Origin of the sequence: Nitrogeniibacter mangrovi, assembly GCF_010983895.1 — a bacterium.
Classification (GTDB): domain Bacteria; phylum Pseudomonadota; class Gammaproteobacteria; order Burkholderiales; family Rhodocyclaceae; genus Nitrogeniibacter; species Nitrogeniibacter mangrovi.
The window spans coordinates 1,790,640-1,817,143 of the sequence record NZ_CP048836.1; the positions used below are offsets into that span (position 1 = coordinate 1,790,640).

Annotated in this window: 21 protein-coding genes; 18 read left to right on the forward strand and 3 right to left on the reverse strand. The window is 64.3% G+C overall.

From position 1 onward, the window contains the following. The first annotated feature begins 2 nt into the window (after positions 1 to 2). From G3580_RS08215 to G3580_RS08230, 4 genes are all read left to right on the forward strand, one after another. Positions 3 to 362, forward strand: coding sequence for a phenol hydroxylase subunit P4 (locus G3580_RS08215; RefSeq protein ID WP_173764795.1), 360 nt, complete (start codon positions 3 to 5; stop codon positions 360 to 362). Positions 363 to 450: 88 nt separating this feature from the next. Next, positions 451 to 1,506, forward strand: a complete 1,056-nt coding sequence (locus G3580_RS08220) for an NADH:ubiquinone reductase (Na(+)-transporting) subunit F (protein ID WP_173764796.1) — start codon at positions 451 to 453, stop codon at positions 1,504 to 1,506. 118 nt (positions 1,507 to 1,624) lie between these two features. After that, a complete protein-coding gene (locus G3580_RS08225; RefSeq protein WP_173764797.1) occupies positions 1,625 to 2,551 on the forward strand; it encodes a catechol 2,3-dioxygenase in 927 nt (308 codons plus the stop codon). 182 nt (positions 2,552 to 2,733) lie between these two features. After that, positions 2,734 to 3,660, forward strand: coding sequence for a catechol 2,3-dioxygenase (locus G3580_RS08230; protein WP_173764798.1), 927 nt, complete (start codon positions 2,734 to 2,736; stop codon positions 3,658 to 3,660). 20 nt (positions 3,661 to 3,680) lie between these two features. Here G3580_RS08230 and G3580_RS08235 read toward each other — a convergent pair whose 3' ends face one another. Both G3580_RS08235 and G3580_RS08240 read right to left on the reverse strand, forming a co-directional pair. Then, on the reverse strand, positions 3,681 to 4,229 hold the full coding sequence (locus tag G3580_RS08235; protein WP_173764799.1) for an antibiotic biosynthesis monooxygenase: 549 nt from the start codon (positions 4,227 to 4,229) through the stop codon (positions 3,681 to 3,683). Beyond that, on the reverse strand, positions 4,226 to 4,999 hold the full coding sequence (locus G3580_RS08240; RefSeq protein WP_173764800.1) for a GntR family transcriptional regulator: 774 nt from the start codon (positions 4,997 to 4,999) through the stop codon (positions 4,226 to 4,228). The genes G3580_RS08235 and G3580_RS08240 overlap by 4 nt, the downstream gene beginning before the upstream one ends. 160 nt (positions 5,000 to 5,159) lie before the next feature. On the opposite strand from G3580_RS08240, the gene G3580_RS08245 reads away from it, so the two are divergent. From G3580_RS08245 to G3580_RS08310, 14 genes are all read left to right on the forward strand, one after another. Further along, positions 5,160 to 5,612 (forward strand): GlcG/HbpS family heme-binding protein, encoded by a 453-nt coding sequence (locus G3580_RS08245; protein ID WP_228720809.1) that lies wholly within the window; start codon positions 5,160 to 5,162, stop codon positions 5,610 to 5,612. 27 nt (positions 5,613 to 5,639) lie between these two features. After that, complete coding sequence (locus tag G3580_RS08250; protein WP_173764801.1) at positions 5,640 to 7,094, forward strand: 2-hydroxymuconic semialdehyde dehydrogenase; 1,455 nt, start codon at positions 5,640 to 5,642, stop codon at positions 7,092 to 7,094. An 8-nt stretch (positions 7,095 to 7,102) separates the two neighbouring features. Next, on the forward strand, positions 7,103 to 7,942 hold the full coding sequence (locus tag G3580_RS08255; RefSeq protein WP_173764802.1) for an alpha/beta fold hydrolase: 840 nt from the start codon (positions 7,103 to 7,105) through the stop codon (positions 7,940 to 7,942). 9 nt (positions 7,943 to 7,951) lie between these two features. Further along, positions 7,952 to 8,734 (forward strand): 2-oxopent-4-enoate hydratase, encoded by a 783-nt coding sequence (gene dmpE / locus G3580_RS08260; RefSeq protein WP_173764803.1) that lies wholly within the window; start codon positions 7,952 to 7,954, stop codon positions 8,732 to 8,734. Between the two features lie 97 nt (positions 8,735 to 8,831). Further along, a complete protein-coding gene (locus G3580_RS08265; RefSeq protein ID WP_217424632.1) occupies positions 8,832 to 9,746 on the forward strand; it encodes an acetaldehyde dehydrogenase (acetylating) in 915 nt (304 codons plus the stop codon). A gap of 10 nt (positions 9,747 to 9,756) precedes the next feature. Further along, a complete protein-coding gene (dmpG, locus tag G3580_RS08270) occupies positions 9,757 to 10,791 on the forward strand; it encodes a 4-hydroxy-2-oxovalerate aldolase (RefSeq protein WP_173764805.1) in 1,035 nt (344 codons plus the stop codon). Continuing rightward, complete coding sequence (gene dmpH / locus G3580_RS08275) at positions 10,788 to 11,579, forward strand: 2-oxo-3-hexenedioate decarboxylase (RefSeq protein WP_173764806.1); 792 nt, start codon at positions 10,788 to 10,790, stop codon at positions 11,577 to 11,579. The genes dmpG and dmpH overlap by 4 nt, the downstream gene beginning before the upstream one ends. A 136-nt stretch (positions 11,580 to 11,715) precedes the next feature. Beyond that, on the forward strand, positions 11,716 to 12,678 hold the full coding sequence (locus G3580_RS08280; protein WP_228720810.1) for a WD40/YVTN/BNR-like repeat-containing protein: 963 nt from the start codon (positions 11,716 to 11,718) through the stop codon (positions 12,676 to 12,678). 10 nt (positions 12,679 to 12,688) lie between these two features. Beyond that, the gene (locus G3580_RS08285) at positions 12,689 to 15,076 is read left to right on the forward strand and encodes an efflux RND transporter permease subunit (RefSeq protein WP_173764807.1); all 2,388 of its coding nucleotides are present in this window, start codon (positions 12,689 to 12,691) and stop codon (positions 15,074 to 15,076) included. 63 nt (positions 15,077 to 15,139) lie between these two features. Further along, complete coding sequence (locus G3580_RS08290) at positions 15,140 to 17,131, forward strand: DUF1302 family protein (protein WP_228720811.1); 1,992 nt, start codon at positions 15,140 to 15,142, stop codon at positions 17,129 to 17,131. Between the two features lie 89 nt (positions 17,132 to 17,220). Then, a complete protein-coding gene (locus tag G3580_RS08295) occupies positions 17,221 to 18,531 on the forward strand; it encodes a DUF1329 domain-containing protein (protein WP_173764808.1) in 1,311 nt (436 codons plus the stop codon). Between the two features lie 552 nt (positions 18,532 to 19,083). After that, complete coding sequence (locus G3580_RS08300; protein WP_228720812.1) at positions 19,084 to 21,075, forward strand: DUF1302 family protein; 1,992 nt, start codon at positions 19,084 to 19,086, stop codon at positions 21,073 to 21,075. Between the two features lie 361 nt (positions 21,076 to 21,436). Next, positions 21,437 to 22,513 carry a Rieske 2Fe-2S domain-containing protein gene (locus tag G3580_RS08305; protein WP_173764809.1) on the forward strand — a complete coding sequence of 359 codons (1,077 nt, stop codon included), beginning with the start codon at positions 21,437 to 21,439 and terminating at the stop codon, positions 22,511 to 22,513. Between the two features lie 74 nt (positions 22,514 to 22,587). Beyond that, positions 22,588 to 23,556, forward strand: coding sequence for a PDR/VanB family oxidoreductase (locus tag G3580_RS08310; protein WP_173764810.1), 969 nt, complete (start codon positions 22,588 to 22,590; stop codon positions 23,554 to 23,556). Here G3580_RS08310 and G3580_RS08315 read toward each other — a convergent pair whose 3' ends face one another. Further along, a complete protein-coding gene (locus G3580_RS08315; RefSeq protein WP_173764811.1) occupies positions 23,557 to 26,412 on the reverse strand; it encodes a LuxR C-terminal-related transcriptional regulator in 2,856 nt (951 codons plus the stop codon). Between the last annotated feature and the right edge of the window lie 92 nt (positions 26,413 to 26,504).

A 26,504-nucleotide genomic window follows, 5' to 3' on the forward strand; every position in this document is an offset into this window, starting at 1 on the left:
CCATGGCCGTTGCTGCCGTCAAGGAATACACGTTCGAGTCCGCCGACCGGCTCGAGAACTTTCATGGCAACCAGCTGCTGTTCGTGGGCTGGGAAGACCACCTCTTGTTCTGCGCCCCGTTTGCGCTGGCGATGCCGCCGACCACCCTGTTCGGCGATCTGGTCGGGAAGATGCTGCCCGGTGCGTTCGGCTATCACCCCGACTTCGCGAAGATCGACTGGAACACCGTCGAGTGGTTCAAGTCGGGCGAGCCCTGGCAGCCGCAGATGGACGCGTCGCTGGCCGACAACGGCCTCGGGCACAAGGCGGTCATCCGCTTCCGCACCCCGGGCCTGACCGGCATCAAGGGGTCCTGCAGCTGAATCACCACCACACACGCTCCGCCGCGCCATGCACGCGGCGGACGATGCGGCGGGCGCGCAGCTGCGCCCGCCCCGGGAGAGAGGACACATGAGCTACGAACTGACCATCGAACCGCTCGGCACCACGATCGAGGTCGAGGACGATCAGACCATTCTCGATGCGGCGCTGCGCGCCGGCATCTGGCTGCCGCACGCCTGCTGTCACGGCCTGTGCGCCACCTGCAAGGTCGATGTGCTCGAAGGCGAGGTGGACCACGGCGAGGCTTCCAGCTTCGCGCTCATGGATTTCGAGCGGGACGAGGGCAAGACCCTGGCCTGCTGTGCGCGCCTGGAAAGCGACGTGACCATCGAGGCCGACATCGAAGAGGACCCGGACGCCGAATCCATTCCGGTGAAGGATTTTCCCGGCACCGTGTCGCGCATCGAGCCGCTCACGCCCACCATCAAGGGCATCTTCATCGAGCTCGACGAACCCATCCATTTCCAGGCCGGGCAGTACATCAATCTGCAACTGCCCAAGGACATCGGCTCGCGCGCGTTCTCGCTGGCCAATGCGCCGGGACAGGGCAGGGAAGTGGAGCTGAACGTGCGCATCGTCGTCGGCGGGGCCGGCACCACCTGGCTGCACGAATCGCTCCAGGCGGGCGATCGCATCACCCTGTCCGGGCCGTACGGGCGCTTCTTCGTGCGCAAGTCGGCCGAGGCGCCGATGATCTTCATGGCGGGCGGTTCGGGCCTGTCCAGCCCGCGCAGCATGATTCTCGACCTGCTCGCCGAGGGCAGTACCCTGCCGATCACCCTGGTGTACGGCCAGCGTTCGCGCGAGGAGCTCTACTACCACGACGAATTCCTCGCCCTGGCCGAGGCGCACGAGAACTTCACCTACGTGCCGGCGCTCTCGGACGAGCCGGCCGGCTCGGACTGGACCGGCTTTCGCGGCTACGTGCACGAGGCCGCGGTCGCGCACTTCGACAACGACTTCCGCGGCCACAAGGCCTACCTGTGCGGCCCGCCGCTGATGATCGATGCCTGTATCGGCGCGCTCATGCAGGGGCGCCTGTTCGAGAACGACATCTTCACCGAGCGTTTCATTTCCGCGGCCGATGCGCAGCAGGTGCGCAGCCCGCTGTTCAAACGGATTTAAAAATCTCGAGAAAAAACGTTGACGTCGAGAAAGTAGCCAAATATCTTTAACCCCACGACAGAAACCGCCGACGCCTGCGAATGAAGTTCGCATGACGTACGGCAGGAGGAGACTCAAGATGGCAATTACAGGTGTACTGCGTCCCGGCCACGTGCGGCTGCGGGTGCTCGATCTGGACGAAGGCGTCCGCCACTACCGCGATGTGCTCGGCCTGCAGGAGATGGGCCGGGACGATCAGGGCCGCGTCTACTTCAAAGCCTGGGACGAGCGTGACCACAACTCGCTGGTGCTGCGCGAGGCCGACGAGGCGGGCATGGACGCGATGGCGTTCAAGGTGTCCGACAAGGCCACGCTGGACAAGCTGGAGGCCGACATCCAGGCCTTCGGCCTGAGCACCGAGCGCATTCCCGCCGGCGAGATGCTCGAGACCGGCGAGCGCGTGATCTTCCAGGCGCCCACGGGCCACTTCTTCGAGCTCTACGCCGAGAAGACGGATGTGGGCAACGGCATGCCCTACGTGAACCCGGAGGTCTGGGTGCAGGACCAGAAGGGCATCAACCCGGTGCGCTACGACCACTGCCTGCTGTACGGGCCGAACATCGACCAGGTGGAGAAGCTGTTCACCGAGGTGCTGGGCTTCTACACCACCGAGAACGTGCTCATGGAGGACGGCAACAGCAACCTGGCGGTGTTCATGTCCTGCTCCAACAAGGCGCACGACATCGCCTTCGTGATGCATCCGGAGCCGGGCAAGCTGCACCACCTGTCCTTCCTGCTCGACAGCTGGGAAGGGGTGCTCAAGGCGGCCGACATCATGTCCATGAACCGGGTGTCGATCGACATCGGGCCGACGCGTCACGGCATCACCCGCGGCACCACGATCTATGCCTTCGATCCGTCGGGCAACCGCTTCGAGACCTTCGCCGGCGGCTACCAGACCTACCCGGACAACCACCGGATCACCTGGACCTTCGATCAGGTCGGCCCGGCGATCTTCTATCACGACCGGCAGCTCAACGAGCGTTTCCTGTCGGTGGTGAGCTAAGCAGCGAACGGGGCCGTCGCCCGACGGCCCCGCAACGGTTTTTCTTCCCACAGAGAGAGATCTCCGCACCGGCTGTTCGGCGCGGAAAACCACCCCGGACACAGGCGCCGCATCCGGGCGGCGACCACAGAACCATACCGGGCGAGCCCCTGACCGGAAGGGGGTTGAGGAAGGAGACCACCATGGCAGTGACTGGCGTATTGCGCCCCGGCCATTTTCAGATGCGCGTGCTCGACCTGCAGCAGAGCGTCGATTTCTACACCAAGGTGATGGGTTTGATCGAAACCGGCCGCGACGGACAGGGCCGCGTGTATTTCAAGACCCAGGACGAGCGCGACCACAACAGCTTCATCATCCGCGAGGCCGAAGAGGCCGGTGTCGATTTCGTCGGCTTCAAGGTCCAGGACAAGGCGACCCTGGCGAAGCTCGACGCCGACCTGCGTGCCTACGGCCTGCACACCGAGCACATCGCCGCCGGCGAGATGCTCGAGACCGGCGAGCGGATCCGCTTCACGCTCCCGACCGGCCACGACATCGAGCTGTACGCGGAAAAGACCGACGTGGGCAACGGCATGCCCTATGTGAACCCGGAAGTGTTCGTGCCCGACGGCAAGGGCATCAACCCGGTGCGTTTCGACCACTGCCTGCTGTACGGGCCGGACATCGAAAAGGCGCAGAAGATCTTCGAGGACGTGCTCGGCTTCTACCTCGTCGAGCATGTGCTCATGGAAGACGGCAAGACCGATCTGGCCATCTGGCTGTCGTGCTCCAACAAGGCCCACGACATCGCCTTCGTGCGCCACCCGGAGCCGGGCAAGCTGCACCATGTCGCCTTCTTCCTGGAGAGCTGGGAGGGGGTGCTCAAGGCGGCCGACATCATGTCCATGAACCGGGTGTCGATCGACATCGGGCCGACCCGCCACGGCATCACCCGCGGCACCACGATCTATGCCTTCGATCCGTCGGGCAACCGCTTCGAAACCTTCTGCGGCGGCTACCAGACCTATCCGGACAACCAGCCCATCACCTGGACCTTCGACAACGTCGGCGCCGGGATCTTCTATCACGACCGCAAGCTCAACGAGCGCTTCCTGACGGTCGTGAGCTGAAACGTCTCACCCGGCCGGGGTCACTGACTCCGGTCGGGGTGCAGAAAGGGCTTGAGCCAGCGCACCAGCCGCGGCATGACCACGTAGGTCATGGTGATCACGATCAGCGCCGTGAGCAGCGCCGTGCGCGGCAGGAAGGGCAGCGCCGCCAGATGGGGCGCCACGAACCACAGAAAGAGCGACACCGTGGGGAAGATGCCCAGCCAGGTCACGAGCGTCATGCGCGCCCGCGACGGTGGTTGGGTCACCGGCAGGGGCGGTGGGACGAACCACGCCTCGAGCCCCGAGAGCAGGTGATATTCCGGCGGCCCTTCGGTCAGCGGCGCCATGGCCTCGTGCCAGCGCACGCGTTCGTCGGAGGCATCCCAGCGCGCCAGATCCGGCTCGGAGGCGAACTTCATCGTCACCCGGTGCTCGTCACCGGGCTTGAGCGGGGGGACGAGGTCCGCCCCGAGAAATCCCGGAAACCCGCTCGCGGCCTGAAACATGCCGCGCAGCACGGCCTCGTAGGCATCCACGCACCCGGCGCGCGCGCGGCGATGGGCCACGCGAACGACCGGTGTGCTCATTGCGCTCCCGAGGTGCGGGGGCGCGGCCGGGTCACCCGCTCGACGCTGGCGGCCGGCTCGAGGATCTCGCGTGGCAGCTTACGGATGCCATCGAGGGTACGGATGATGTGCTCGGTCAACACCGCGCAGGCGCGGTCCGCGTCGCGCGCCACGGCCGCATCGCACAGCTTGGCGTGCTCGGCGTGGACGTCGCGGGGAATCCGGCTGTTGTACAGGGAAATGCGCCGATAGCGTTCCGACTGCCGGTACAGCAGCTTCTGGAAGTGGGCGATCCAGCGCGAAGGGCAGGCGCTGATCAGCACCTCGTGAAAGGCCTTGTTGCGCGCCTCCCACTCCTCGCGCGAGGAGTCCAGATCCTCCGCCAGCCGTTCCTCGGCCCGCGACAGGCGGTGGAAGGCGCCGAGCACGGCCGCCTCCCATTCGTCGGTGCCGCGGTTGATGGACTGGCGCAGCGCCTCGCATTCGATCAGCACGCGGGTGCGTGTGATGTCCTCGAAATCCGACAGGGAGATGGGTGCCACATTGAAGCCGCGCTGCCCCTGTGCCACCACCAGGGCGTCGGTCATCAGCAGCTGCAGGGCTTCGCGCAGCGTGCCCGCGCCCACGTCGTAGTGCGCCTTGAGGTGCTCGACGCGCAGCTTCTCGCCCGGCTTCAGCTTGCCCTCGATGATGTCCCGCCGCAGCTGGTGGTAGGCCCCCTCGACCAGGGTCTTGGGCACCTCGTCCAGTACGGAATCCTTCTCTCGCTTTTTCGTCGCGGTGTCGCTCATGGCGATCCTTCTCGTCTTGGGGCGCTCCTCGCACCCGGATAGCACAGATTGTAATCACACCTGATCGTTTGGGGAAAGTAAAAAATCTCGAGAAAAAGTGTTGACGTCGAGAAAAAGCGAAATTATTGTGTTTCCCCAAGGAGACAAGAGGGCAACGCCCATGAACATGAACAGGTCCGAACCTGACGTGGTGGCCCAAGCCGTGATCGGCTGCGACGCCGCCGCCCGTGCCACCGCAGCCGCCGTGTCCAAGGCGCGCGAGCTGGGGGTGCGCATCAACGTGGCCGTGTGCGACAGCGCCGGCAACCTGGCGGCCTTCCTGCGCATGCCCGGTGCGTTCGTTCAATCCATCGATATCGCCATCGACAAGGCCTACACCGCCGCCGGATTCGGGTTTCCGACCGGCGCATGGATGCAGGCGGTCGAGGGCAACGAAGGCATGAAGCTGGGTTTTTCGGCCCGGCCCCGCCTCGTGGTTTTCGGTGGTGGTCTCCCCATTCGTATCGACGACCAACTGGTCGGTGGTGTCGGCGTGTCCGGCGCCTCCGAAGCGCAGGACGAGGAATGCGCCCGGGCCGCTCTGGCGGTCCTGGGGGCTGCGGACGACAACTAGCACTCGCGGGAACAGGAACAGAACGGCATGAAAGACATTCTCAATTTCATCAACGGCGAATTCGTCGCCACGGCGAAGCAGTTCGACGACCGCTCGCCGCTCGACAACAGCGTCATCGCGCGCGTTCATGAAGCCGGCAAGGCGGAGGTCGACTCCGCCGTGGCCGCCGCCAAGGCGGCGCTGAGCGGCCCGTGGGGCAAGATGAGCATCGCCGAGCGCGTCGAGATCCTCTACAAGGTCGCCGACGGCATCAACGCCCGCTTCGACGAGTTCCTCGCCGCCGAGTGCGCCGACACCGGCAAGCCGATGAGCCTGGCGCGCCACATCGACATCCCGCGCGGCGCGGCCAACTTCAAGATCTTCGCCGACGTCATCAAGAACGTGCCCACCGAGTTCTTCGAAATGGCCACGCCCGATGGCCGCGGCGCGCTCAACTACGCCGTGCGTCGCCCGGTCGGCGTGGTCGGCGTGATCTGCCCGTGGAACCTGCCGCTGCTGCTCATGACCTGGAAGGTCGGCCCGGCGCTGGCGTGCGGCAACGCGGTGGTGGTCAAGCCCTCCGAGGAGACCCCGCACACGGCGGCTCTGCTCGGTGAGGTGATGAACGCCGCCGGGGTGCCCAAGGGTGTCTACAACGTGGTGCACGGCTTCGGTCCGGGCTCGGCGGGCGAATTCGTGACCACCCACCCGGATGTGAATGCGATCACCTTCACCGGCGAGACCCGCACCGGCGAGGCGATCATGAAGGCCGCCTCCACCGGCGCCCGTCCGGTGTCGCTGGAGATGGGCGGCAAGAACCCGGCGGTCGTGTTCGCCGATTGCGACTTCGACGCCGCCATCGAAGGCACCATGCGCTCCGTGTTCGCCAACTGCGGTCAGGTGTGCCTGGGCACCGAGCGGGTGTATGTCGAGCGCCCGATCTTCGACAAGTTCGTTGCCGCGCTCAAGCAGGGAGCCGAAGGCCTCAAGCTGGGCCGCCCGGAAGAGGCCGACACCAACCTCGGCCCGCTGATCTCCAAGGAGCACCAGCAGAAAGTGCTGGGCTACTACGAGAAGGCCAAGGCGCTGGGCGCCACCGTGGTCACCGGCGGCGGCGTGCCCGACATGCCCGGCGCCATGGCCGAGGGTGCCTGGGTGCAGCCGACCATCTGGACCGGCCTGGACGACGACTCGGCCATCGCCCGCGAAGAGATCTTCGGCCCGTGCACGCTGATCCAGCCCTTCGATACCGAAGAGGAGATCGTGCGTCGCGCCAACGATACCAACTACGGCCTGGCCGCCTCGGTGTGGACCAAGGATCTGGCCCGCGCACACCGCGTCGCCGGTGAGCTGGAAGTGGGGCTGGTGTGGGTCAACAGCTGGTTCCTGCGCGACCTGCGCACCCCGTTCGGCGGGGCCAAGCAGTCCGGCATCGGCCGCGAGGGCGGGGTGCATTCGCTCGAGTTCTACACCGAACTCAAGAACATCTGCGTGAAGCTGTGAGCGAAGCCATGAGCGCCACCAGCCCCGAAATCGGCCAGACCATCGTCGCCGCTGGTCTCGAGACCAACGTGCACGATCTGGGCAGCGGCCATCCGGTGCTGCTGATCCACGGCTCGGGGCCCGGCGTCACGGCGTGGGCCAACTGGCGCCTGGTGATGCCGGCGCTGGCCGAGCAGGCGCGGGTGATCGCGCCGGATATGGCCGGCTTCGGCTACTCGGCGCGGCCGGCCGGGTTCGATTACTCGATGGACAACTGGGTGAAGCAGGCCGTGGGCGTGCTCGATGCCCTGGGCATCGAGCAGACCGACCTGGTGGGCAACTCCTTCGGCGGCGCGTTGGCGCTGGCGCTGACCATCCGCCACCCGCAGCGGGTGCGCCGACTGGTGCTCATGGGCAGCGTCGGCGTGCCCTTCGAGATCACGCCCGCGCTCGACGCGGTGTGGGGCTACACGCCCAGCTTCGAGGCCATGCGCACGATGATGGACCTGTTCGCCTGGGACCGTTCCCTGGTCACCGACGAGCTGGCCCGGCTGCGCTACGAGGCGAGCATCCGCCCGGGCTTCCAGGAGAGCTTCTCCGCCATGTTCCCGGCCCCGCGCCAGCGCTGGGTCGATGCCATGGCCAGCCCCGAGGCCGACATCCGCGCCATCGAGCACGAGACCCTGATCATCCACGGTCGCGACGACCAGGTGATTCCGCTCGCCACCTCGTTGACGCTGCACCAGCTCATTTCCCGCTCGCAACTGCACGTGTTCGGCCGTTGCGGCCACTGGACCCAGATCGAGCACGCCGCGCGCTTTGCGCGGCTGGTCGGCGATTTTCTGGCCGAGGCGAAGGCCTCGCACTGAGAGACGGACATGGATCAGAACCTCATCAACCAACTCGGTGACGAGCTCTACACCGCCCTGGTCAAGGGCGAGGTGCTCGAGCCGCTCACCAACCGGCACGCCGACATCACCATCGAGGACGCCTACGCGATCCAGCAGCGCATGCTGTCGCGCCGGATCGAGGCGGGCGAGGCGGTCATCGGCAAGAAGATCGGCGTCACCTCCAAGGCGGTGCAGAACATGCTCGGCGTGCATCAGCCGGACTTCGGCTGGCTCACCGACGGCATGGTCTACAACGAGGGCGAGGCGATCCCCATCGACACCCTGATCCAGCCCAAGGCGGAGGGCGAGATCGCCTTCGTGCTCAAGGAGGACATCCAGGGGCCGGGCGTGACCGCGGCCGACGTGCTGCGCGCGACCGAAGGGGTGATGGCCTGCTTCGAGATCGTCGATTCGCGCATCCGCGACTGGAAGATCCGCATTCAGGACACCGTGGCCGACAACGCCTCCTGCGGCGTGTTCGTGCTCGGTTCCACCCTGGTCGATCCGCGTGAAGTGGATCTGGTGACCTGCGGCATGGTGCTGGAGAAGAACGGCGAGGTCGCCGTCACCGGCGCCGGCGCCGCCACACTCAGCTCCCCGGTCAACGCCGTCGTCTGGCTCATCAACATGCTCGGCTCCCTCGGCATCGGCCTCAAGGCCGGCGAGGTGGTGCTCTCGGGCGCGCTCGGCGCGATGGTGCCGGTGGCCGCGGGCGACAGCCTGCGCGTGTCCATCGGCGATGTGGGCGGCTGCTCGGTGCGGTTCGTCTGATGGTTTACGGCAGCGTGCCTCACCCCCGGTCCCCTCTCCGACCCGTGCGCGCGGCCTTTTCTTATTCGCATGACGCTGAAATTCTGACAGGACGCAAGTGATGGACAAGATCAAGTGTGCGCTGATCGGCCCCGGCAACATCGGCACCGATCTGCTCTACAAGCTGCAAAGGAGCCCGGTGCTCGAGCCGGTGTGGATGGTCGGCATCGACCCGGAATCGGAAGGGCTCAAGCGGGCTGCCGAGATGGGCCTGAAGACCACCGCCGAGGGCGTGGACGGCCTGCTGCCGCATGTGCAGGCCGACGGCGTGCAGATCGCCTTCGACGCCACCTCCGCCTACGTGCATGCCGAAAACAGCCGCAAGCTCAATGCACTGGGCGTGATGATGATCGACCTCACGCCCGCGGCCATCGGCCCCTACTGCGTGCCCCCGGTGAATCTGAAAGAGCACGTGGGCAAGAAAGAGATGAACGTGAACATGGTCACCTGCGGTGGCCAGGCCACCATCCCCATGGTCGCCGCGGTCTCGCGCGTGCAGCCGGTGGCCTATGGCGAGATCGTCGCCACCGTCGGCTCCAAGTCGGTCGGTCCGGGCACGCGCAAGAACATCGACGAATTCACCCGCACCACCGCCGGTGCGGTGCAGAAGGTCGGCGGCGCCAAGCAGGGCAAGGCGATCATCATCATCAACCCGGCCGAGCCGCCGATGATCATGCGCGACACCGTGCACTGCCTGACCGAGACCGAACCGGACCAGCAGAAGATCACCGAGTCCATCCACGCCATGATCGCCGAGGTGCAGAAGTACGTGCCCGGCTACAAGCTGGTCAATGGCCCGGTCTTCGACGGCAACCGCGTCTCCGTGTTCATGGAGGTCGAAGGCCTGGGTGACTTCCTGCCGAAGTACGCCGGCAACCTGGACATCATGACCGCCGCCGCCGCGCGCACCGCCGAGATGTTCGCCGAAGAAATCCTCAAGGGCGAGCTGACGCTCGAGCCCGCCAGCGCTTAAGGAGGCAGACATGGACCTCAAGGGCAAGAAAATCACCGTGCATGACATGACGCTGCGCGACGGCATGCACCCCAAGCGTCACCTCATGACGCTCGAGCAGATGAAGACCATCGCCACCGGGCTGGACGAGGCGGGCATTCCGCTGATCGAAGTGACCCATGGCGACGGCCTGGGCGGCAGCTCGGTGAACTACGGTTTCCCCGCGCACACCGACGAGGAATACCTCTCCACCGTCATCCCGCTCATGAAGCAGGCCAAGGTCAGCGCGCTGCTGCTGCCGGGCATCGGCACTGTCGATCACCTCAAGATGGCCCACGAGCTGGGGGTGAGCACCATCCGCGTGGCCACCCACTGCACCGAGGCCGACGTCTCCGAGCAGCATATCGGCATGGCCCGCAAGCTCGAGATGGACACCGTCGGCTTCCTGATGATGGCGCACATGAACAGCCCCGAAGGGCTGGTCGAGCAGGCCAGACTCATGGAGAGCTACGGCGCCAACTGCATTTACGTCACCGACTCCGCCGGCCACCTGCTGCCCGAGACGGTGAAGGCCCGCGTGGGCGCGGTGCGCGCAGCACTGAAACCCGAGACCGAGCTGGGTTTCCACGGCCACCACAACCTCGCCATGGGCGTGGCCAACTCCATCGCCGCCATCGAAGCCGGGGCCAACCGCATCGATGCGGCCGCCGCCGGCCTGGGTGCCGGGGCGGGCAATACCCCCATGGAAGTGTTCATCGCCGTGTGCGACATGATGGGCATCGAGACCGGGGTGGACGTCTTCAAGATCCAGGACGTGGCCGAAGACCTGGTGGTGCCGATCATGGATTTCCCGATCCGCATCGACCGCGACGCGCTCACCCTCGGCTACGCCGGCGTCTACGGCTCCTTCCTGCTGTTCGCCAAGCGCGCCGAGAAGAAGTACGGCGTGCCCGCCCGCGAGATCCTGGTCGAGATGGGCCGCCGCGGCATGGTCGGTGGCCAGGAAGACATGATCGAAGACACCGCGTTGTCTCTCGCCAAGAAGCAGAAGCAGGAGGCCGCATGAACCTCGACCGCGCCACCATCGAAAAACTCGCCGAGCACCTCGAGAACTGCGAGCTCGAAGCCCAGGACACGCTGAAGATCACCGAAGAATATCCGGACATGGATTTCGAGGACGCCTATGCGATCCAGGACGAAATCCGCGCCCGCAAGATCGCCCGCGGCCACGCCATCGTCGGTCTCAAGGCCGGGCTCACCTCCCACGCCAAGATGAAGCAGATGGGCGTGACCGAGCCGGTGTTCGGCTTCATGGCCGACTACTACTCGGTGCCCGAGGGCGGTGAGGTGAAGGTCTCCGAGCTGATCCACCCGAAGGTGGAACCGGAGATCGCGTTCGTCACCAAGCGCGCGCTCAAGGGCCCGGGCTGCCACATCGGCGCCGTGCTGGCCGCCACCGACTTCCTCATGCCCGGCATCGAGGTCATCGACAGCCGCTACCGCGACTTCAAGTTCGACCTCAAGAGCGTGGTCGCCGACAACACCTCGGCCGCCCGCTTCGTGGTCGGCGGCAAGCCGGTGAGCCCGGCCGAGGTGGATCTGCGCACCGTCGGCGTGGTGCTCGAGAAGAACGGCGAGCCGGTCGCGCTGGGCGCCGGCGCCGCCGTGCTGGGGCATCCGGCCGCCGCCATCGCGGCGCTGGCCAACAACCTCGGCCGACGCGGCATGGAGATCCCGGCCGGCACGCTGATCCTCTCCGGCGGCGTGACCGAGGCGGTGGCCGTGGCGCCGGGCGATCACATCACCCTGCGCGTGCAGGGCATGGGCAGCACGTCGCTGCGCTTTGTCGAATAGGCCGGATAGAGCCGAAACGACCTGGGGCGGATGGTGCGGCCGGTGCCGCACCGTCCAACGCAAGAACATAAAGAGAACAGCCACCCGGCACGACCGGGCGGACAGGGCGATGACAGGCCCTGAAGAAGGAGGAGCTGTGAATAACTCGATGGGTCGCCACTGGCGACTGATGACAAGCGTGGCGAGCCTGCTGGTGCTCGCCGGATGCAGCGGGAGCGCCGATCTGTCGGCGGTCCATGCGGAGGAGCAGCGGCCGGTCAAGCGCTACGACGTGGTGCAGTCGCTGGTGTCGAACGACAAGGTGATCGTCGCCGGTCTCCAGAACGGCGCGGTGCTCGTGTCGTCCGACGGTGGCCACAAGTGGCGCCGCGAATCACTCGACTCCGCCTCCATGGTCGGCCTGACCACGTGCCCGGACGGCACTCTGCTGGGCATCGATTTTCACAAGAAGGTCTGGCATGCCGACGCCGAAGCGGCCAAATGGACCTCGGTGGCGATGGACAAGCCACGCGTGCCGCTGACCGTGGCCTGCGACGTGGTCGGTCGCTGGTGGGTGGCCGGCACTCGCAGCCAGATCGCCTACAGCGCCGACAAGGGCGCCAGCTGGCACCTGACCGATCTGGGCGAGGACGCGCAGATCACCGCGATCCAGTTCCTCGACAAGGACTACGGCGTGGCGACGGCCGAGTTCGGCATGGTGTTCGTCACCGAAGACGGCGGCCAGAGCTGGAACCGCCGCACCGACATGCCCAACGAGTTCTATCCCTACGACGCGCTCTACGTGTCGCGCGAGCACGGCTTCGTCAGCGGTCTGGCCGGCCAGATGCTGGTGACCGACGACGGCGGCCAGAGCTGGACCGCGCAGAAGAACACCACCGGGGCGCCGCTGTACCGGCTCTTCGAGCTCAACGGCATTCCGCACGGCGTGGGCGCCGGCGGCGTGGTCGCCTATCTGGATGGCGACACCTGGCGCCCGGTGGCGTACCCGGACCAGATGCCGGTCTTCTTCGGCGCCGGTGCGGCGGTGAATCCGCAAAAGGCGGTCGTGGCCGGTGGTCCCGGCGGTTTGCTGCGCGTGATCGCGGCGGCTGGACAGTAAGGGGAACACCATGGTCAGCGCACTGAAACATTCCATCACCCACAAGCTGCACCGGGCCGAAGAGTGGATCTTCGCCAACCCGAAGATCGTGCTCGCCCTCATCCTGATGTTCACGGTGATGTTCGGCGCCGCCTTGCCGAAGCTGCGGGTGTATTCCGACTTCGCCGATCTGCTGCCGCAGAACCATCCGTACATCAAGGTGTACAACCGCCTCAAGGAGAACTTCGGCGGCGCCAACATGATCATCATGGCGGTCGAGGTGGAGAAGGGCACCATCTTCAACAACGAGACCCTGGCCCTGATCCACAAGGCCACGCAAGGCCTGGACAGCCTGCCGAGCGTGAACCACAACCTGGTCTCGAGTCTCACCCACCGCACGTCACGCAAGATCTTCGTCGACCAGTACGGCGGCTTCCAGTCGGAGTCCTACTACGACCCGCTCAAGGGCAAGCTGAGCGTCGCCCAGCTCGAGCAGCTCAAGAAAGACGTGATCGCCAACCCGACGATCTACGGCCTGCTGGTCTCGCCCGATCTGAAGGCGGCGCTCATCAAGGCGCAGCTCAACGAGGGCGACATCGACTACAAGAAGACCTTCGACGCCCTGCAGAAGGTCCGTAGCGAGCTGCAGACCCCGGGCCACAAGATCTACGTGACCGGCAACCCGGTGCTCACCGGCTGGGTGTACACCTACATCAACCAGATCGTCGAGATCCTGGCCTGGACGCTGCTGCTGCTGGCGGCCCTGCTGGTGGTGTATTTCCGCCGCCTGTACGGCATCGCGCTGCCGCTGCTGGGCATCGCCCTGTCCTCCATCTGGGGCCTGGGCTTCATGGCGATGATGGGGATCAACCTCGAGCCGCTGTCGCTGCCGATTCCGTTCCTGATCGCGGCGCGGGCCACCTCGCACGGGGTGCAGCTGGTGGCGCGCTATTACGAGGAACTGGCGATCGTCAAGAACGGCAAGAAGGCGGCCCGCAATGCGCTCGACGCGCTGTTCCGCCCCGGGTCGCTGGCGATCATCGTCGATGCGGTCGGTATCGCCGTGCTGGTGCTCGGCGCCGCGCCGTTCAACCACAAGCTCGGTATCGCCGCCGGCTTCTGGGGCTTCTCGGTGATCTTCACGGTGCACTTCATGGTGCCGCTGGCGCTGACGGTGCTGCCGCAGCCGCGCACCACCGAGAACGCCAACCAGGGCGTGCGTGACTTCCTCGGCAAGTTCATGGCCATGACCGGCGGCACCGACGGGGGTGCCCGCTCGATCCTGCTGCTCACCCTGATCGGTGCGGTCGGCGCCCTGTACTTCGTCTCCCAGGTGCAACTGGGCGAATCGGAGCCGGGCTCGCCGCTGCTGCATCGCGATCACGACTACAACATCTCCACCGCGGCCATCAACGATCGCTTCCCCGGCTCGGAGGAGCTGCACGTGTCGGTGCGCACCAAGGAGAAGGGCGGCATCAAGCGCCCGGAGGTGATGGCGGCGATCGAGGAATTCCAGGCCTACATGCTCAACGATCCGGCCCTGGGCGGCACCAAGGCGATTCCGGGCGTGGTGCGGGTGGTCAACAAGCTGACCCACAACGACGATCCGCGCTGGATGCAGATCCCGGACTCGCGCCAGGAGGTCGGCGGCCTGATGTTCGCCTACATGGCCTCGAGCCCGATCCCGGGCGCGCTCAAGGAGTTCGTCACCCCGGACGAGCGTGAGGCCGACGTGGTGTTCTACTACAAGGACCACCAGGCCGCGACCATCAACCGGGTCGTCGCCATGGCCAACGCCGGCATCGCCCAGGTCAAGAAGGACGTGCCCGACGTGGAGATCGCGCTCGGCGGCGGCATCATCGGCGTCACCGCGGCGGTCAACCAGGCCCTGCACTCGGATCACATGAAGATCATTCCGGCGGTGATGGCCCTGGCCTTCCTGCTGGTGATGATCTACTACAGCTCGCTGCATGCCGGCTGGCTGATGGTGCTGCCGATGCTGTTCTCCACGCTCATGACCTACGCCTACATGGGCGCCATGGGCATCGGCATCAACGTCAATACGGTGCCGGTCATCGCGGTCGGCGTCGGGGTCGGCATCGACTACGCGGTGTATTTCATGGACCGCATCCGCGAAGAGTTCGCCGAGCTGCACGACATCAAGCAGGCCGTGATCCGGGCGGTGGCCACCACCGGCTACGCCGTGTCCTTCACCGCGGTGACGCTCATCGCCGGCGTGGTCATGTGGATCTTCCTGTCCGACCTGCGCTTCCAGTCCGATGCCGCGGTCCTGCTCTCTTTCATGCTCATCGTCAATGCCATCGCCGCGGTGCTGATCGTGCCCAGCTGGTGCGTGGTGTTCAAACCGAGTTTCGTGACCGCCGCCCACTACGACGAGGACGGCGTGCTGGAGGTCTGATTCAAGCGTCTTGCAAGCGCCGGGCCGGGGAGGTCAGGCGGAATTCAAAGGAGGAGACATCCTATGAAGTGGTACCAGAAGAAGAGACCACCCATGAAGCTGTGCGCCGCCCTGGTGGCCGCAGCCTGGTCAGCCCAGGTGCTGGCTGCCGGCTTGCCGGCCATGGGCGAAGGCAGCGACCCGTGGAAGTTCGACGTGCTGTACGACAACCACACCGCTTTCCGCGGCAAGGACGCCACGGGTCATGCCGTCGGCCTGGCCAAGTTCCGCAACACCCTCACGGTGGAAGCGGACAAGAAACTCGAAGGCGACTGGAAGTTCCACGGCATCCTGCGTGGCACCTTCGACGGCGTCTACCGCATGAACAAGAGCCAGTTCGGCGACGAAGCCGGTGGGCCGGTCATGCTGGAGAGTACTGCATTCGGAACATACCAGCCTCATGGTGGCGGTTTCATCAACAGCAATACGACGGCTCCGGGGACTGCGTTCAACTTTGATGTGTCGAAGAACCCGAATGAAGGCATGCGCTTGCTGGGTGACCGCTGGCACTCCCACACGAGCGGTGACGTCACTTTCGGCGTGCCGGTCCGTCCGTGTGACAAGGACAGCCGCGGTTGCAAGGACTTCGGTGGCTACGGCGATCTGGACCAGAACGAACTGGAGATGCCGGAGTTCAACGACCGCCTGGACTTCATCCGCGAAGCCCATGTGCGCAAGAACATCTTCCTCGACAACGGCAAGTCGGTGTACGTGAAGCTCGGCAAGCAGCAGGTGGTGTGGGGCCGGACCGATCTGTTCCGCGTGCTCGACGTGATCAACCCGGTCGACTACTCGCGCAACAACATCTACGACGAGCTCGAGGACATCCGCATCCCCATGTGGATCGCCACCGCCGAGTACCGCATGGGCCCGTCCGAGTCGATGCAGGATCGCAACCTGCAGGTGGTGTGGAACTTCGACAAGTTCCGCCCCAACAACCTGGGTCAGTGCGGCCAGCCGAACGTGATCCTCGACGCCAGCTGCTTCTTCCGCGGCATGGTGAACCTGTGGGACAACGGCGGTACGGTGGCCAACTTCGCTCCCAATCCCGCCGGTGGCCTGATGTCGACCGACTTTGGTCCGGGTCAGATCGGTATCCGCGACGTGCACCTGCCGGACTGGAAGCTGTCCAACACCCAGCTGGGGGTGAAGTACGAAGGGGTCACGCAGGGGGGCATTTCCTTCTCGCTGAACGCCTTGACCTACCGTTCGCAACTGCCGTCCCTGCATGCGCTGAGAACCGGGGCGCAGAACCCCTTCACCACGGGGCCGCAAACCACCGCCAACACCAATCTGATCGCGTTTGACGTGTATTACCCGCGGGTCAACCTGATCGGCGGTTCGATGGACTTCGAGAGCGAAACCCTGGGCGCGGCCATTCGCCTGGAAGGCGCCCTCACCAACGGTGAAGAGTTCCCCGACAGCACGAAAAAATCCCTGTACTCGAAGCACAAGGTGTGGCGTTCGGTCATCGGTATCGACCGTCCGACCTTCATCCCCTGGATCAACCCGCGTCGCACGACGCTGATCTCGGCCCAGCTGTTCTGGCAGCACATCTTCGATCACACCTACTACAAGAAGGGTGAGCGTGTCGATCCGAACGGCACGGTCAACTCGCTCGGCCCGGTGGGGATGGTCGATTGGGAAGACAACTTCATCGGCACCCTGCTGATCAAGGCCTTCCTCATGAACGACCGCCTGAGCCCCGAGCTGATCATCGCCCGCGACTTCCGCGCTCGTGCCCACGTGATCGCGCCCAAGGTGGAGTGGAGCATCACCGACAAACTGAAGCTGACCTTCGGGGCCAACTTCAAGGGGGGCTCCAACAGCCGCAACCGCTTCGACGATTGCCGCACGTGCAACCCGTACCCGCCGTTTACGGCGGCTCCGGGGCAGGCGCCGGGCTACTCGCTGGGTCTGGCCAGCGCCGAGCCGCTCGGTCGCTTCCGCGCCGGTCCGATCGGCACGGCGATGTATGAAGACGACGTGTTCTTCCAGATGCGCTACAAGTTCTGATCCATTCGGGCGACCCGGCAGCGGTCGGGTCGCCTGAACGGACGGATCGAATGAGTTTGATTGAGATGCATGTTTCACAGGAGACAACCATGCTGAAGAAACTGAGCCTCGCGCTCGTCATGGCGGGCTTGATGGCCGGGGCGCACGCCGCGACCCAAGCGGACGTCGACAACACCTTCTTCCCGTACAAGAACGGCTTCCCGACCTTCCCGGGCCTGAAGCCGGGCGTGGTCATCAACAAGGACAACGTCGAGCAGTTCAAGGATGCGCTCGCCGTCGGCACCTACATGATGATCAAGAACGGCTACACCACGGTCACGGTCGGCGAGAGCACCGACTTCAAACTGCCGGATGAGTACATCCAGGCCACCCGCGACAATCTCAACAAGACCAAGCTCGGTCCCAAGCCCGGTGACAACATCCAGGGTTTCGTGGCCGGCCGTCCGTTCCCCGAGGCGCCGGACATCAACGATCCGCGCGCCGGCGAGAAACTGGCTTGGAACTACAAGTACGGTCTGAACTGGGGTGACAACGCGGTCATCAACCCGCTGATCATGAAGTACCGCAACATGGAGACCGGCGAGGTCGAGCGGACCCTGGTCAACCGTGCCAGCTTCCTGAACTTCAAGCACCGGATCAAGGATGCGCCGGTGCCCGAAGTGACCCCCAACCCGTCGGACCTGTTCCGCGCGATCTACTGGGAAGTGCTCGGCCCCGAGGATCTGAAGAACACCAAGCTGCTCATCCAGCGCTACGACGACGACTCCAAGCTCGACGACGCCTATCTGTACCTGGGCTTCCAGCGTCGGGTGCGCCGCCTGGCGACCGGTCAGACCACCGACTCCTTCCTCGGCTCCGACCTGATGATCGAGGACTTCGAGGGCTACAACGGTCGCGTGGCCGACATGAAGTGGACGTACAAGGGCACCAAGAACGTGCTGCTGCCCATGTGGAACCACAACGAGACGGCCCTGGGCGACGACCCGGCACCGGACGCCGACGGCTTCAAGTACATCAAGTTCGGCGGCAAGGGCGGGTGCTTCTTCCAGGGCTCCTGGCAGCTGCGCAAGGCCTACGTGCTCGAAGCGGTGCCGGTCAACCCGAACCACCCGATCGGCAAGCGCGTGTTCTACATGGACGCCCAGCTGCAGAACGTGAACGGCGCCATCGAGATCTATGACCGCAAGGGCAAGCTGTGGAAGGTCTGGTCCGTGGGCAAGAGCCACCCGGATCATCACCTGCCCATCAACAAGGGCACCGGCATCGGTATCGATGACGGCTTCCAGATGGTCGACGTCCAGTCCAACCACTGCACGACCGGCCACTTCCGTGGCGAGGTGGACAAGTCCCAGACCCCGCCGGCCAAGTTCCAGGTGCAGTACATGCGCGGCGGCGAATAAACTCACGACGGTTCCTCGTCTTGGAAAGCCCTTCCGATCCCGGGAGGGCTTTTTTTTTTGCCTGTTCAGGGTGGGCTTTCGAGCCGTGTCGGTCACCCGCCTCAAAGGTGGGATCGGTTGGCTCATGCGGGCCGAACGCTGCCGCGGATTCCGTACCTTCGGGCGGGTCCGGAGTGTCATGCCGACGGCAGGGCTCCGCACGCGTGGGGTGTGGACGCCGGCGGGATCCGCATGACCGACGCTCAGGCGCAGGCGTGTCCCGATGACGCTTTTCGCCCCCATCGACGCCCGTTCATCCCCGCGATGTTCCGCTTCGCGGCGTTTGCTCCGGTGAATCGCTTTCCCGCCTTTTAGGTCGGTGCCTTGCGCTGTCCGGCGCACCGATGATTTCCCCATTGCCATTCGTGGACGTCCGCTTTCGGGCGACGTTCAGGACCGTCTTCGGCCGACCGGTTCCGGGGCCACGGTGACGCCGTTTCGTGCTGGAGGTGAAACAGGTTCGCAAATGCCGGCCCACAGAGGTGCGGCGATATTCCAAGGAGGAGACATCCTATGAAGTGGTACCGACAAGAGAGAGCATCGGGGCAACGGTGTGTTGTGCTGGCGGCGCTGATGATATCGGCACCGGTATGGGCGGGCGGGTTGCCATCCATGGGGGAAAGGAGTGAGCCGTGGGATGTGGACGTGCGATTCGACAATCACACCGCGTATCGTGGCAAGGACGCCACGGGTCATACCGTGGGTTTGTCCAAGTTTCGCAATACGCTGACCATCGAATCGCAAAAGAAGCTGGCCAATGGATGGACCTTTGGCAGTACCTTGCGTGGGACTTTCGACGGCGTCTACCGGATGAACTCGGGCGAGTTCGGCGACGATGCCGGCGGACCGATCCTGCTGCAGGATTTGTCATTGGGAACGATGGTTCCCCACGGCGGTGGTGTTCTGAATCATGCGCTGGGGACGGCCTTGTTCGGCCCCTCCAACAAGTTCGGCTTCGATGTGGGTGCGAACCCCAACGACGGGTTGCGAGTACTCGGTGACCGCTGGCATGGATATCCGGACGGCGACGTCGCCTTTGGCGTACCGGTGCGCCCCTGTGACACGGATAGTCGCGGATGCAAGGATTTCGGCGGTTACGGCGATCTGAATCGACAGCAGCTGGAAATGCCGGAGTTCAATGACCGCCTCGACTTCATCCGAGAGGCCCATGTACGCAGGAGCATCTACCTGGACAACGGCAACGCGGTGTTCGTCAAGGTGGGCAAGCAACAGGTGGTATGGGGCCGGACCGATCTGTTCCGCGTGCTCGACGTGATCAACCCGGTCGACTACTCGCGCAACAACATCTACGACGAGCTCGAGGACATCCGCATCCCCATGTGGATCGCCACCGCCGAGTACCGCATGGGCCCGTCCGAGTCGATGCAGGATCGCAACCTGCAGGTGGTGTGGAACTTCGACAAGTTCCGCCCCAACAACCTGGGTCAGTGCGGCCAGCCGAACGTGATCCTCGATGCCGGCTGTCTGTTTCGCGGGATGGTCAACATGTGGGACAACGGCGGTACCGTGGCCAACTTCGGTGCCGGCGGCATCGTGTCGACGGACTTCGGTCCGCGCCAGGTCGGAATTCGCGACGTCCACCTGCCGGACTGGAGATTGTCCAACACCCAGCTGGGCGTGAAATTCGAGGGTGTCACCCAGGGGGGGGTCTCGTTCTCGCTGAACGCCTTGACCTTTCGGTCACAACTTCCCTCGCTGCGTGCGATCAAGGGCGGTGCGGTCAACCCCTTCAACGGGGCTCCCCAGACGGCGGCCAATACGCACCTGATCGCCTTCGACGTCTATTACCCGCGGGTGAATCTGATTGGCGGATCGATGGACTTCGACGCCGAGTCGATCGGCGCGGCCATCCGGCTGGAAGGTGCGTTGACCGACGGCGAAGAGTTCGCCAATACCGCACGCGACCGGCTGTTCTCCCGCAACAAGGTATGGCGCAGCGTGATCGGGGTCGACCGGCCGACCTTCATTCCGTGGCTCAATCCGCGACGAACGACGCTCATCTCCGCCCAACTGTTCTGGCAGCATATCTTCGATCACGAGTACTACAAGAAAGGGGAGTACGTGGCACCCAGCGGTGCGGTCAACACGCTGGGCCCGGTCGGCATGCCGGACTGGAAGGACGATTTCATCGGGACGTTGCTGATCAAGGCCTTTTTGCTCAACGATCGACTCAGTCCGGAGCTCGTCATCGCACGAGACTTTCGCGCGCGTACCCACGCCATTGCGCCCAAGGTGGAGTGGAGCGTCACGGATCAACTGAAGCTGACCTTCGGTGGCAATTTCAAGGGCGGGTCAAATTCGCGCAACCGGTTCGACGACTGTCGCTCGTGTAACCCGTATGCCCCATTCACCGGATCGGTCGCCGACATGGGCTACTCGATGGGGATGGCCAGCTTCGAACCCCTCGGGCGCTTCCGTGCCGGTCCCATCGGTACGGCAATGTACGAAGACGAGATCTTCTTCCAGATGCGATACCGATTCTGAACGCAGGCGGCACATCGTGAATCCTTCCCGGGATTGAAAATGACGCCCGCATTCGTGCGGGCGTCATTGTATTGGCGATGTCGATAACATCGTGTCACCGATGAAGGTGAGCCCGACCGGGCGATTCGGGGCGCAGGTGTCGTCACGGTCCCGGCGGTGGGTGCTCGGCCATTGTCGAAGCCTCCCATTGCCCGCCGGGGGTGGGCGATTCCCTCCTTTTTGACCGGTGCGAGACACCGATGCCGGCGCCAGTATTTGATGGCGGCTTTCGTCAAGGAGAGCCACGGATCTCCTGATCCTGTCGTCGAATCAGACGCGCAGCCGATCATGGATCCGCATCGTGAAGACAAAGGAGACAAGCATGTTCTTGAAGAATGCGTGGTACTGCGCCGGTTGGGGAAAGGATCTGAGCATGGCGCGGGAGGAGTTGCAGACGCGTCGGATCGCTGGCGAGGCACTACTGCTTTATCGCGACGTCGACGGCAAGGCCGTCGTTCTGGAGGATCGCTGCTGCCATCGGCAGGCGGCACTGTCGTGCGGGAAACGCGAACAAGGCGGCATCCGCTGCATGTATCACGGCTGGTTGTTCGAATCGGGTGGCAAGTGCATCGAAATACCCGGGATGGAGATCATCCCGGATCGTGCCCGTGTCCGCGCGTTTCCGGTGGTCGAGCGGGACGGTTGGATCTGGGTGTGGATGGGTGATGCGGACAAGGCGGACCCGGATCTCATCTGTTTTGCGGTCGGCCCCGACGATCCGGACTGGTTGCTCAATACCGGACAGATGAGCATCAAGAGCAATTATCGTCTGGAGATTGCCAATCTGGCAGATCTGACCCATCTGGCATGGACGCACGACAAGACATTCGGGGGGACTCGGGCGTATGCCGATGCCCGGATCAAATACAAGCTGACCAAACGTGGCATGAACTACGAGTTCTGGATGCGCGACGCGCCAGCGTTCAATGTCTTCGCCCACCTGTTTCCCGAGGGCATGCGCTTCGATTTCCACTTCGATGTCCAGATGACGCTGCCCTGCAATTTCGTCATGCGCTTCAGGAGCTTCACGGCCGGGACCGTCACCGAAGGCGAGTCTGACGGAGAACTCCTGCTCGACACATACACCTGTCAGGCCGTGACGCCGCGTGACGAAGGCAGCCTCGATTACTACTACTCGTGGGGGCCGCATCGGGACACCCAACAGCCCGGGATCACCCAGTCGCTGATGGCCTGGGCCCATGAAGCCTTCCTCGAGGACAAGCAGATGCTCGAGGCCCAGTACTTGCGCGTCAAGGAGAAGCCCGATCATCCGGTGGTCGATTACATCCACGATGCCGGACCGGGGAAATTGCTGTGGCTGCTCGACAAGCTGATTGACGACGAGCGGACGGAAGACGCCGAGGCTAGCTCATCCCGGCAGGGCACTGCCTTTGTATGACTTGCATGACGACCCCGTCGGTGACGGGGTCGTCATGCGAACCGCTGATTCTTTTCTCCAAGGAAACGATTGTGATGCAAAACCAGGAGCCGAGAGATCTGCTGCGACTGACCGTGGCCGATGTTGCGTGTGAGGCTTGCGACATTCTCCGGATTGAACTGCGCGCCCGGGACAACCGGGTCTTGCCAGGCTTTGAAGCCGGGGCGCATGTGGAGATCCGGTTGCCGGGCGGCATGGTGCGGCATTATTCACTCTTGAACGATCCGGCCGAACGGGATCGCTACTGCATTGCCGTCGCGCGGGTGTCAGATGGACGCGGCGGTTCGGCTCTCATTCATCAGCAGTTGAGAGTGGGCATGGAAGTGCTGGTCTCGGCGCCGCGCAACAATTTTCCGCTCGATGGCAGCGATGCCCCGTGCGTCTTCATTGCCGGTGGTATCGGCATCACGCCCTTTCTTTCGATGATCCGGACCTGCGTGCGCATAGGGCGTCCGTGGCAGCTTCATTACGGAACGCGCAACCGCCTTCGGGCAGCCTTCTATGAGGTTCTGACCGCGGAGTTTCCGAGGCAGTGTCATTTGCATTTCGACGACGAGGCCGGTGGTGCGCCTCTTGAGGTCGCGTCACTGATCGAGGCGGTGCCCGTTCACTCGCACCTCTATTGCTGTGGCCCGACGCCGATGATGGAGGCCGTGAAGCACGCGACGGCCGATTGGCCGGCCGAACAGATCCACTTCGAGTGGTTCTCGTCTCCCGAGTTGCCCAACCGCGCGGAATCCGCCTTCGACGTGATCATCGCCAGTACCGGTGCGCGTTATCCGGTGCCACCGGGAAAGTCGATTCTGGAGGTGCTCGAAGCCCACGGCGCCCTGGTGCCTGCCGCGTGTCGCGAAGGCTTGTGCGCCACCTGCAGGACCCGTGTACTCGAGGGCGTGCCCGAGCACCGGGATTGCGTGTTGACCCAAGCCGAGCGCGAGGCCAACGATCAGATGCTCATCTGCGTGTCCCGGGCGTTGTCCGACAAGATCGTGCTCGATCTGTGATCACTGGATCCACCCCAGGCAGCGTGCCCGCTTGATGGCATCGGACCGACGTCGGACATCGAGGCGGTCGAAGATCCGCTGCCAGTACCACTTGACCGTGCTTTCGGCGAGAAACAGGGTGGCGGCAACATCTCGGTTGGGCAGCCCGCGGGCGCCCAGGTTGAGGATCTGGATCTCCCGGTTGCTGATGTTCGCCACTTCAATCGTTTCCAGGTCGGGGGGCGGTTCTGGCGACGGTTCGGCGCAGTCGCCGGCGCCCGTGCCCGCGGCGATGAGCGCCTCCAGATAGCTCCGGGAAAAGGGTTGGACTGACGGGTCCATCTGCGCGATATGCCTGAGCAACTCGATGATGGGCAGACCTTCGTCCAGAAATGAGCGGACGAAGCCGCCACGCTCGCCCATCTGCAGCGCCTCGACAACCAGGCGCTGGGCCGCCAGCCTGTTGTTGAGGGCAAGCTTGGCCTTGGCCAGCAGCAGGCCGATGCGGATCGCCGACCGGTGGCATCGCCGCGTGGTGACGAAGCCATACCACTGCTTGAGGAGGGTCACGGCTTCCGTTTCGCGTCCGGTTTCAAGATAGAGGCGTGCCGTGGCCAGGGCGAGGAGTTCATGCTTGGTCGTCGTGTGGTCCCCCGGGCTCAGACGCTCGTCCAGCAGGGGGCGATAACGGACTTCGCGGAAAAGATCGATCGCCTCGCGGATATGACCCAGGCAGAGGAGCTGGCGTACGCGTTCGTTGAGGATGTGTGCGTGCAGGCGTTCGAAGCCGTATTGAGCGGCGATGTAGGTGGCGTCCTCGAGGCATCGCGCGGCTTCGTGGTAGTCACCACCGAGGACGGCCAGTCGCGAACGGGTGATGAAACCGGCGATCAGCTTGTCGATGAAGCCCAGATCGGCCGCGATGTGCTGGGTATCCAGCAGGCGTCGGGCATCGTCACAGCGTCCCTGCTCGTAGCGCAGTTCAGCGAGTAGCACGGTCGGCATAGCGAACAGCGGCGAACCTTCACCGTGCAGTTGTTTCGCGATCCGCCGGCCACTCTCGTATGCCGATTCCGCCTGGTCGAGGTCGCCGCGCAGGAAGAAGATGCTGCCGACCACGGATTCGTGGAACGCGATGCCATAGAGTGCGCCGCCGTTGCGGATCACTTCGGACAGTGTCTTGGCCGCCGCCGCCGTTCCTTCGCACTTGTATTGTTCGCGGTTCGCCAGGAGCAATGCGGTTCCTGTCGAGCCGCGCATGAAGGGCTCCTTGGTCCGGTCGGCCTCGAGCCACTCACGAGCCTTGATCCGGGTCTCGATCACATCGTCCAGGAACAGGGCGAGCATCATTTCCCGATGGGCCAGTTCCGACTGCAGGAACGTCCGTTCCGCATCCTGATGGTGATCCTCGATGCCCTTGTATCGCCGCGCCAGCTCGGCCCGCACGAGCGACAGCGCTTCCCTGGCTTCGTCGAAGCGCCAGGTCAGTTCCATGAACCAGGCCAGATCGAGTTGAAGGCGAGGCAGGCGTTCGAGGACGCGTGGCGGAAGCTTCGAGGTGAAGCGGGTCAGGGCCGAAGTTTGTCCGAGCGCAAAAAGCCGGGCGCTGAACTGATCGAGCAGCTGTGCGGCACGGTCGACATCGTCGGCCGCGAACGCGTGCTCCACGGCTTCGAAGCCGAGATCGTGGGCGGCCGACCATTCGCTTGCCCGAAGATGAAGTTCGCGCGCGAGCCCGGGATGGCTCTCCTGCAGGCGCTTGCGCAGGAGTTGGGTGAACAGATGGTGGAAGCGGTACCAGTTCCGTTCGGTGTCGAGCGCGAAGATGAAGAGATTGGCGCGCTCCAGTTCGTCAAGCATCGCCCGGCTGTCTTCCCGGCCCACCACCGCGTTGCACAGCGAAACGTTGAAGCGGTTCAGAATCGAGGTACTGAGCAGGAACTCCTGGATCACCGGCGGTTGCGAGGAAAACACCTCGTCGATGAGGAAATCGGCGACGTTGCGGTTCGCGCCGGAAAAATCGGAGAGGAAGTGGTCGATGTCTGGCCGGCTTCGCAGCGCGATGGCCGCCATTTGGAGCCCTGTCGCCCACCCCTCCGTGCGTTGGCACAGTGTCTGCGCGTGTGTCGACGAGAGCCCGATCGAGCCGAACTGGGAAACGAAATTGCGCGCTTCGTCGACCGAAAAACTCAAATCCTTGGCTTCGATCACTTCCACCGCGCCGGCCGCCCGCAATCGGCTCAGGGGCAGGTTATCCATGTGGCGAGACGAGACAAGCAGGTGGACATGGGCCAACTGGGTGTTCAGGACCGTGTTGACCAGATCGAGTACCTCGGGCGCCGTGATGAGATGAAAGTCATCGAAAAACAGATAGATCGGCTCACGAAAAGCATGAAGGTCGTTGATGAAGGTATTGCGCAGGACGCCGGGAGGTACGTACACACCCGAGTTGAGCAGCGCGGTGCTGCCGTGGCCAAACGAGGGGTGATCGGCAAGGAGCGTCGACACGACATAGGACAGGAAATGGGTCAGGTCGTTGTCTTCCTTGTCCAGGCTGAGCCAGGCAGGCGCCAATCGTAAGGACTTGAGCGATTCGAAAGTCTGTACGAGAAGGCTGGTCTTGCCGTAACCGGCCGGGGCGCTGACCAGGATGAGCTGCCGCGACAAGGCGTCGTGCACTCGAGCGCATAGCTGCGCCCGCTCCAGCAGCGTTCGGGCATTGGAAGGCGGCGAGAGCTTCGTCTTGACCAGAAGCGGACGGTGAAGCCCGACCTCCGCCGCTTCAGATGCCGGGGACGGTGCGGCCTGGACGTCGGCGCTGCCGGCAGGTTGGGGTGTCCGCGCGTCGATGACGAACGACGGATCTGTATTGTTCATCCTGGCTGTCTCCACGGTCCAGGTGGGCCTTTTGGCCGCTTTCGTTCTTATGACTTCAGGTGATGGTCGTGCGATTGCCCGCATGGCGTCAA

Coding starts and splice junctions, on each gene's coding strand:
- G3580_RS08290 (WP_228720811.1), top strand. CDS start 15,140: ATGAAGTGGTACCAGAAGAAGAGACCACCCATGAAGCTGTGCGCCGCC.
- dmpE (WP_173764803.1), top strand. CDS start 7,952: ATGGATCAGAACCTCATCAACCAACTCGGTGACGAGCTCTACACCGCC.
- G3580_RS08225 (WP_173764797.1), top strand. CDS start 1,625: ATGGCAATTACAGGTGTACTGCGTCCCGGCCACGTGCGGCTGCGGGTG.
- G3580_RS08215 (WP_173764795.1), top strand. CDS start 3: ATGGCCGTTGCTGCCGTCAAGGAATACACGTTCGAGTCCGCCGACCGG.
- G3580_RS08250 (WP_173764801.1), top strand. CDS start 5,640: ATGAAAGACATTCTCAATTTCATCAACGGCGAATTCGTCGCCACGGCG.
- G3580_RS08305 (WP_173764809.1), top strand. CDS start 21,437: ATGTTCTTGAAGAATGCGTGGTACTGCGCCGGTTGGGGAAAGGATCTG.
- G3580_RS08235 (WP_173764799.1), bottom strand. CDS start 4,229: ATGAGCACACCGGTCGTTCGCGTGGCCCATCGCCGCGCGCGCGCCGGG.
- G3580_RS08295 (WP_173764808.1), top strand. CDS start 17,221: ATGCTGAAGAAACTGAGCCTCGCGCTCGTCATGGCGGGCTTGATGGCC.
- G3580_RS08310 (WP_173764810.1), top strand. CDS start 22,588: ATGCAAAACCAGGAGCCGAGAGATCTGCTGCGACTGACCGTGGCCGAT.
- G3580_RS08315 (WP_173764811.1), bottom strand. CDS start 26,412: ATGAACAATACAGATCCGTCGTTCGTCATCGACGCGCGGACACCCCAA.
- G3580_RS08300 (WP_228720812.1), top strand. CDS start 19,084: ATGAAGTGGTACCGACAAGAGAGAGCATCGGGGCAACGGTGTGTTGTG.
- dmpH (WP_173764806.1), top strand. CDS start 10,788: ATGAACCTCGACCGCGCCACCATCGAAAAACTCGCCGAGCACCTCGAG.
- G3580_RS08285 (WP_173764807.1), top strand. CDS start 12,689: ATGGTCAGCGCACTGAAACATTCCATCACCCACAAGCTGCACCGGGCC.
- G3580_RS08230 (WP_173764798.1), top strand. CDS start 2,734: ATGGCAGTGACTGGCGTATTGCGCCCCGGCCATTTTCAGATGCGCGTG.
- G3580_RS08255 (WP_173764802.1), top strand. CDS start 7,103: ATGAGCGCCACCAGCCCCGAAATCGGCCAGACCATCGTCGCCGCTGGT.
- G3580_RS08245 (WP_228720809.1), top strand. CDS start 5,160: ATGAACATGAACAGGTCCGAACCTGACGTGGTGGCCCAAGCCGTGATC.
- dmpG (WP_173764805.1), top strand. CDS start 9,757: ATGGACCTCAAGGGCAAGAAAATCACCGTGCATGACATGACGCTGCGC.
- G3580_RS08220 (WP_173764796.1), top strand. CDS start 451: ATGAGCTACGAACTGACCATCGAACCGCTCGGCACCACGATCGAGGTC.
- G3580_RS08240 (WP_173764800.1), bottom strand. CDS start 4,999: ATGAGCGACACCGCGACGAAAAAGCGAGAGAAGGATTCCGTACTGGAC.